The 6,111-nt window shown below is 35.1% G+C and carries 11 protein-coding genes; 8 read left to right on the forward strand and 3 right to left on the reverse strand.

All coding sequences use genetic code 11. From position 1 onward, the window contains the following. Positions 1-388: 388 nt before the first annotated feature. Both EKC99_RS14815 and EKC99_RS14820 read left to right on the forward strand, forming a co-directional pair. Positions 389-529 carry a hypothetical protein gene (locus EKC99_RS14815; RefSeq protein ID WP_163152585.1) on the forward strand — a complete coding sequence of 47 codons (141 nt, stop codon included), beginning with the start codon at positions 389-391 and terminating at the stop codon, positions 527-529. Between the two features lie 59 nt (positions 530-588). Further along, on the forward strand, positions 589-738 hold the full coding sequence (locus tag EKC99_RS14820; protein WP_163152587.1) for a hypothetical protein: 150 nt from the start codon (positions 589-591) through the stop codon (positions 736-738). A 29-nt stretch (positions 739-767) separates the two neighbouring features. Here the strand turns inward: EKC99_RS14820 and EKC99_RS14825 are convergent, their stop codons facing one another. The 3 genes from EKC99_RS14825 to EKC99_RS16020 all read right to left on the reverse strand — a co-directional run bounded on the left by EKC99_RS14825 (position 768) and on the right by EKC99_RS16020 (position 1,908). Continuing rightward, complete coding sequence (locus EKC99_RS14825) at positions 768-998, reverse strand: hypothetical protein (RefSeq protein ID WP_163152589.1); 231 nt, start codon at positions 996-998, stop codon at positions 768-770. A gap of 256 nt (positions 999-1,254) precedes the next feature. Then, positions 1,255-1,626 (reverse strand): hypothetical protein, encoded by a 372-nt coding sequence (locus EKC99_RS14830; protein ID WP_163152591.1) that lies wholly within the window; start codon positions 1,624-1,626, stop codon positions 1,255-1,257. A gap of 147 nt (positions 1,627-1,773) precedes the next feature. Next, entirely contained in the window at positions 1,774-1,908 is a 135-nt protein-coding gene (locus EKC99_RS16020; protein ID WP_256368751.1) for a hypothetical protein, read from the reverse strand. Between the two features lie 230 nt (positions 1,909-2,138). Here EKC99_RS16020 and EKC99_RS14835 point away from each other — a divergent pair, with 230 nt between their 5' ends. The 6 genes from EKC99_RS14835 to EKC99_RS14860 all read left to right on the forward strand — a co-directional run. After that, entirely contained in the window at positions 2,139-2,606 is a 468-nt protein-coding gene (locus EKC99_RS14835; protein WP_240468900.1) for a GNAT family N-acetyltransferase, read from the forward strand. A gap of 79 nt (positions 2,607-2,685) precedes the next feature. Next, complete coding sequence (locus EKC99_RS14840) at positions 2,686-3,162, forward strand: tetratricopeptide repeat protein (protein WP_163152593.1); 477 nt, start codon at positions 2,686-2,688, stop codon at positions 3,160-3,162. Positions 3,163-3,306: 144 nt separating this feature from the next. Next, the gene (locus EKC99_RS14845; RefSeq protein ID WP_163152595.1) at positions 3,307-3,636 is read left to right on the forward strand and encodes a hypothetical protein; all 330 of its coding nucleotides are present in this window, start codon (positions 3,307-3,309) and stop codon (positions 3,634-3,636) included. Between the two features lie 330 nt (positions 3,637-3,966). Beyond that, positions 3,967-4,506, forward strand: coding sequence for a GNAT family N-acetyltransferase (locus tag EKC99_RS14850; protein ID WP_163152597.1), 540 nt, complete (start codon positions 3,967-3,969; stop codon positions 4,504-4,506). A 131-nt stretch (positions 4,507-4,637) separates the two neighbouring features. Next, entirely contained in the window at positions 4,638-5,237 is a 600-nt protein-coding gene (locus EKC99_RS14855; RefSeq protein WP_163152599.1) for a GNAT family N-acetyltransferase, read from the forward strand. Between the two features lie 126 nt (positions 5,238-5,363). Further along, positions 5,364-6,111, forward strand: a 748-nt coding sequence (locus EKC99_RS14860; RefSeq protein ID WP_163152601.1) for an SDR family NAD(P)-dependent oxidoreductase, incomplete at its 3' end; no start/stop codon positions are given.

Below are 6,111 nucleotides of genomic sequence, written 5' to 3' on the forward strand. Positions count from 1 at the left end.
GCGTAGGAACGCGGGGTGAAGGGGTGGGGAATATCAAGGGGGGGATTATTACTGAACATAGTTAGGATGAAAAAAGAGAAAAAATTAAAAAAGTTTGCAAGGGAAATGGGGCGAACTCTGTTTCTCTTTTTTCATTTAGGGAATAGGGAGACAGGAAAGAAACAAAGAAGTATTAGAAGATAAATATATCAAAGAGTTCAAGGTCAGTTACGATAATTCCAAAAGGCCTGTGGAAATCGAACATGTCAAGGTGCAATATTTAGCTGATAGAAAAGACTGTAAGCAAACGGTACTCTACTAATTTTAAGTTCACAACATGAGCGAAATAGTTTTTCCTTCTTCCCTATTTCCTTTATATGGTATAATGTCTTCAGAAGGAGGGGGAGATATGGAAGAAAGGCCAGTTGAGCAATGTCCATTTTGCAATGCGGATTTAGTCATAGAGTATTATGAAAAGAACGAATTGAAATATGGTAGCAAGAAAATCGGAATTTGTGACAGAGAACTCGACATGGTTACACACTTTTAATGTCCTTTTTGTAAGAAGATATGGGAGAGAAAATGAAAATAAAGAGGGGGAGTTGGCTGATGTTAAGTGAAGAAAGAAGATACTGTTCCGAAATCGAAACAGAAGACAGCTTTCGTATTAAAAATGAATTTTTTTTTGACGATGTAAACGAACATATATTCGTGATTGACGACTTCTATTCCGTCTTAGATGCATTAGAAGAAGAATAATTCTAAAAAACCCCTCAATATGAGGGGTTTTACCAGTTTTGTAATTCTACAATAACATCTGCAGAGCCAGGCCCCAGCACGAATTCTTCACGACCTACAACTTCATTGTCTTGATTTAATCTATATTTTATCAATATCATCGAGCCAAGAGCGGCTATCAAGATAAATATATCAAGCATGCGAATGTTTTCGTGTGCGAGGTAGTCATGTTTGATTGTTATTTCTGAATTGCGATAAATAGCTACTTCTTTTTCATACAACTCTTTGCATTTCTGTTCAAAACTTACCCCATTCCTCCTTATTCCTCCCTATTTATAACGATTTATAAAGAATATTATCTTTGGAAGTTGTTTTAGAAGCTTTAACAAATATTGAGTGTCTTTTCTTAATTGTTCTTCACGAGGACTCGTCGTTGGCATAGGTACATACACTCTTTTAACGGTTTTTTTCACTTTTAACACTTGTTTTTCATTGTTGTTTTGTAACAAAAGTTCACAACTCCTTTTCGTTAGGTTTTTACCATCTTCTGTAGAGTTTTTCTATTGCTTTATCCATTTTATCGAGGATTTCTTGTATGCCCCAATCATGAACGGATGTATGAGGTTGCAAAGAATTTCTTTTCCTCGTTCGTTTTAATCCTCCTTGTTTCGCACTATTTTCCTCATCAATACTTTCTAACAAAGATTTTAACTCATTTCTTGATTCTTTTGGCAAGTGTTGAACAAAAGACTCTAATCCCACGTTGTAAAGAAGCAACAACAACAGGTTCATTCGTTCTTGTTCGTTCCATAATAAATTCCCGTCCAGCAATTCAAGTTTTTCAGGGGTATATCGTTTGTACTGAGAATAGGTTATTTTTTGTGGGTTCTTGGAAGGAATTATCTTCATTTTCCTATCCCCCTTATCAAAAATGGTTTACTAATCGCCTTATCACATCTGCCGAACCAGGACCAACGATATGTTGTTTTTGTTCAAACTTTTCCAAATTTTCCTTACTGAAATTATATTCAATAAATATCATCGAACCTAATTCGGTTATTTAAATATATCCAAAGAACGGATATTTTCGTGAGTGATGTAATCGTGTCCGATATGGATGTCAGCATCTTTAAAGCGAGTCACTTCTTTTTGATATAGTTCCTTACACCTCTGTTCAAAATTTACATTCATTGATTATCCCTCCCAATTTTATTTTAAACGAAAAAGGAGGTAGATGTTAAGTTTTACCAATATGAGTCGATAAAACCATCTTTACATGTCTTTTAAAGGTTATGTGGAATTTGATGTTAATATATTTTTTGAGGTTATTTAACTAATGGGCAGTCTGGCTGAAGAGGGAGGATTAAAAGAAAGAATATTGAATATCTAAGTAAAATAAGAATGTACAGGTGGGATATGTGATGTATATAACAAGATGGGCAACAAAAAATGAGCTCCCGTTACTTGCAGAATATTGGTTTAAAATGGCATGTGAGATGGGGGAAAAGGATGGTATACCTATACCAAACATTGAACGTGTTAACGAAGTTAGAAACTTATTTCTTAAGGAGAGCGAGGAGAACAATCTAAGATTCAGGGTTGCGGTTGATGAGAAAGGAAACATTGTGGCATGTGCAGGGGGGCTTATTAGAATGGAGTATGCCACTCCTCTAAGTGAAGAGCAAACTCCTTTTGGTTGGATAATTGGTGTTTATACAATTAACAATCACCGAAAAAAAGGCTTGGCTTCTCAATTGGTGGAAGAAGTCTGTTCTTGGCTAAAAGAGCGAGGAGCAAGAAGGGCTCGACTATGGGCAAGTTCACAGGGCAGGAGAATCTATGAAAGGATTGGATTCTCCCCAATGCTGGATATGGAGAAAGTATTATAATGAATAATTTTTCTTCTCTGATTATCAATAATGGGAATATGAATCAAGTTGGGATTATGTTTAGAAGAGGAGCGAGCATATGAATATATCCGACTTAATACAATCGGCTGAAAAATTCCGTATAGAGGGCGATTTACAGAGTGCATATGATTTGCTCATTCTATTAGAAAAAACCGAAGCCGACAACCCTTTTGTTCAGTTAGAAATCGGCTTGACTTTAGATGCTATGGGTAAAGAACAAGATGCGATACCTTACTATGAGAGAGCACTGTCGCTTGGGTTACCTGCTGAACAACGATGTGTAGCATTATTATGTCTGGGTTCAAGTCTTAGAAACGTAGGGCAGTTAGAACATTCCAAACACATTCTTAAGAGTGCAATCGACGAATTTCCAAATCATATTGGAATACGTTGTTTCTATGCTTTGGCACAATATAGTGCAGGTGAGTATGGGGAGTCTGTTCGCACGCTCATAAATGCAATACTACTTCTTTCCCCTGAAAGTGTAAAACCTTTTGCACGAGGTCTTCAGCATTACGCAGATGAATTAAAATGATATTGTTGAACCCCCGTGGAAGGAAGAACGAATTAACTTCCATCATCTGTGGTGAAGCTCGCTTCATAGTTGGCTAACAGGTCTGTTGGTAAAATATATAATTTATAGTGTGTCTAAGTTAAAAACATAAGAGGGGGAAGAAGATTGGGAGAAATTAAATATATAAAAATAAACGCCCTTTTATTACTTGCGATAATACCTCTTTCTGTTATTGGTTATTTATTTGCAGTCTATAATGAATCTTTGTTTTTCCTATATGAATGGCTTCTTACGTTACTAATTTTAGTTTCAACTATTTTATCAATCATAAGCATTGTTAAAATTAAGGGTAATCTCAAGTGGGTTTCTATTTCCATTTTAGCCTTTCTTGTTCAATTATCAATTCTTAGTTTGTTCTTAGGCCCTTTTACTAAGTACAGTTTATTCTCTGTATTTTATATTGTTACATTCTTTGCTATTATAATTTTTATTTGACCTTTAGAAAAGTTTGAAAATTCAAATTTATATTAACGATTTTTATAATCGTTTCTATTTTTATATGTTGCTGTTAAATGATTTATGGGGAAGAGATTTGAGTTAAGTTTCTTTCACTATCCTAAAAATTAATACTTTCATTCTTCTAATGATGTCGTATAGATGGGCATGGTTGTCTCTCATGGAAGAACGAATGAACTTCCATCATCTATGGTGAAGCCTGCTTCATGATTGGCTAAGGGGGCAGAAAGGTTGAAGGAGCAAGGAATTCATTATCTTAAGTCATTAGTGAAAACGTGAGATTAAACAAAAGGGGAAAGGGGTGGATAAATGTTTGTTCTTGAAACTGAAAGGTTGATATTAAGACAGTATAGAGATGAAGATATTACTTCTCTACATCATATTTTTTCTGACCCAGAAACCATGAAGTTTTATCCAGCCCCCTTTAGTATTGAGCAAACTCAAGACTGGATTAAACGAAATCAAGATAGATATCGGAATGATGGTTATGGATTATGGGCGGTTTGTTTGAAGGAAACGAATGAATTGATAGGTGATTGTGGTCTTGTCAAACAAAAAATAAATGACAGTATAGAAGTGGAGATTGGATACCATATTAATAAAAAATATTGGTCAAAGGGGTTCGCAACAGAAGCGGCCAAAGCGTGCAAGGAATATGCGTTTGATAAATTGGGTTTACATAAGCTGATAAGTATTATTGACCCAAAAAATGTTCCATCCATTCGTGTGGCAGAGAAGATTGGTTTCACGAAGGAAAAAGAAGTATTTATTTTCGGCAAGAACCATTATATATATTCGGGAGTAAAAGAGAGTAACGAAGGGTTATTGAACGAATGGTGCGATAGTTAAATAAAATATGTACAAAAAAGCTACCTCATCATAAGGTGGCTTTTTCATTTGGCCAAAAATCAACAATGAAAGATTTTAGAAAAGGGATAATAGCATGGATTGTTGAATTCTGTAAGATAGGGGGTGGATATATGTTACAAAAGTTGTTGCTGACAGGAAAAAGAATATCTCTGCGGACACCAACGCACGATGATTTGCCAATTCTATATAACCTGATATATGGTGTGGAGAATCCAGAATGGAAAAAGTACGATGCTCCTTATTATCCACTTGAATTTTGCACCTTTGAAAAGTTTTCTGAGACAATGGAAAAAAGAATGAACTTTACGGATGTACCAAGCCAAATGATTATTGAACATCAAGGTCATATTATAGGTATGGTTAGCTATTATTGGGAGGACAAACGTACACGATGGCTTGAAATGGGAATTGTCATATATTCTCCTGAACATTGGAATGGTGGATTTGGAACGGAAGCATTATCTTTATGGATTGACTATCTCTTTGAAAATCTAACTATCGAGAGAGTGGGACTTACGACTTGGTCTGGAAATCCACGAATGATAAGATGTGCGGAAAAATTTGGAATGCGATTAGAAGGGAGAATGAGAAAATGCCGCTACTATAATGGCGAATACTATGATTCGATTCGGATGGGTATTCTTCGTGAGGAATGGAATGAGTTTAAAAAGAATAATTCCTTATTCAATTCCCATGAAAGAACGAATTAACTTCCATAAATGTGTTGCCGCAAAATGTGGCATGGGTGGCTAATAGTCAGTTTAGTGAAGAAAGGTATAATAGAGATTTAGTATTTTTATTCGAATGAAGATTATACACTCGAAAGGAGTTAAAAAATGAGTGGGCATGTTTTAATTACTGGGGCAAACAGAGGTTTAGGTTATGAGTTACTAAAAGTATTTCACGCGAATAATTATGTTGTGTTTCCTTTGATAAGAAATAATACTGCACTTCAAAGAATTAGGGAAGAGTTTAGTGAAAGATGTTATCCAATTGAAGGAGATGTTGGCTTAGATTCGTGTAAAAAAAATATAGAATTAACTATTAAAAAATATACAAATAAGATTGACATACTAATTAACAATGCGGGAATTCCAGGGGTTGAGTACCAAATAGACAAGGTAAATACCAGTGAGGTATATGATTTATTCAATATTCACTGCTTAGGTATTATACGAACCGTTCAAGCTACTCTTCCTTTTCTTTTTAATTCCTCAAATCCAAGAATAATCAATGTTTCTTCCAGGCTCGGTTCTTTATCAAAGATGGCTTCTGGCGAGTTTAAAGATAGACACTTTTCTTACTCATATCGAATAGCAAAAGCTGCTCAAAATATGCTGTCAATATGTTTACACAATGAACTAAATAGTAAAGGCATTCATGTAAGTGTGATTCATCCAGGTCGATTAAAAACGGATTCTGGTTCATCAGATGCAGATATGGAAGCATTTGAAGCAGCTGAGTTAATTTTCAGGTGGATACAGACATTAAATCTCACATTTCGCACCCTCTCGACAAAAATCGGGAGGATTTTTTTATCTTCCTGTCGAATAAAACCTTGGAATACAAGGAAAGCAAAGGAGT

Source organism: Anoxybacillus sp. MB8 (assembly GCF_011006755.1).
In the GTDB taxonomy this organism is placed as follows: Bacteria; Bacillota; Bacilli; order Bacillales; family Anoxybacillaceae; genus Anoxybacillus; species Anoxybacillus gonensis.

What these genes read in the sequence shown, in the direction of transcription:
- EKC99_RS14855 (WP_163152599.1), top strand. Translation starts at nt 4,638, where the DNA reads ATGTTACAAAAGTTGTTGCTGACAGGAAAAAGAATATCTCTGCGGACA.
- EKC99_RS14850 (WP_163152597.1), top strand. Translation starts at nt 3,967, where the DNA reads ATGTTTGTTCTTGAAACTGAAAGGTTGATATTAAGACAGTATAGAGAT.
- EKC99_RS14840 (WP_163152593.1), top strand. Translation starts at nt 2,686, where the DNA reads ATGAATATATCCGACTTAATACAATCGGCTGAAAAATTCCGTATAGAG.
- EKC99_RS14820 (WP_163152587.1), top strand. Translation starts at nt 589, where the DNA reads ATGTTAAGTGAAGAAAGAAGATACTGTTCCGAAATCGAAACAGAAGAC.
- EKC99_RS14835 (WP_240468900.1), top strand. Translation starts at nt 2,139, where the DNA reads ATGTATATAACAAGATGGGCAACAAAAAATGAGCTCCCGTTACTTGCA.
- EKC99_RS16020 (WP_256368751.1), bottom strand. Translation starts at nt 1,908, where the DNA reads ATGAATGTAAATTTTGAACAGAGGTGTAAGGAACTATATCAAAAAGAA.
- EKC99_RS14815 (WP_163152585.1), top strand. Translation starts at nt 389, where the DNA reads ATGGAAGAAAGGCCAGTTGAGCAATGTCCATTTTGCAATGCGGATTTA.
- EKC99_RS14830 (WP_163152591.1), bottom strand. Translation starts at nt 1,626, where the DNA reads ATGAAGATAATTCCTTCCAAGAACCCACAAAAAATAACCTATTCTCAG.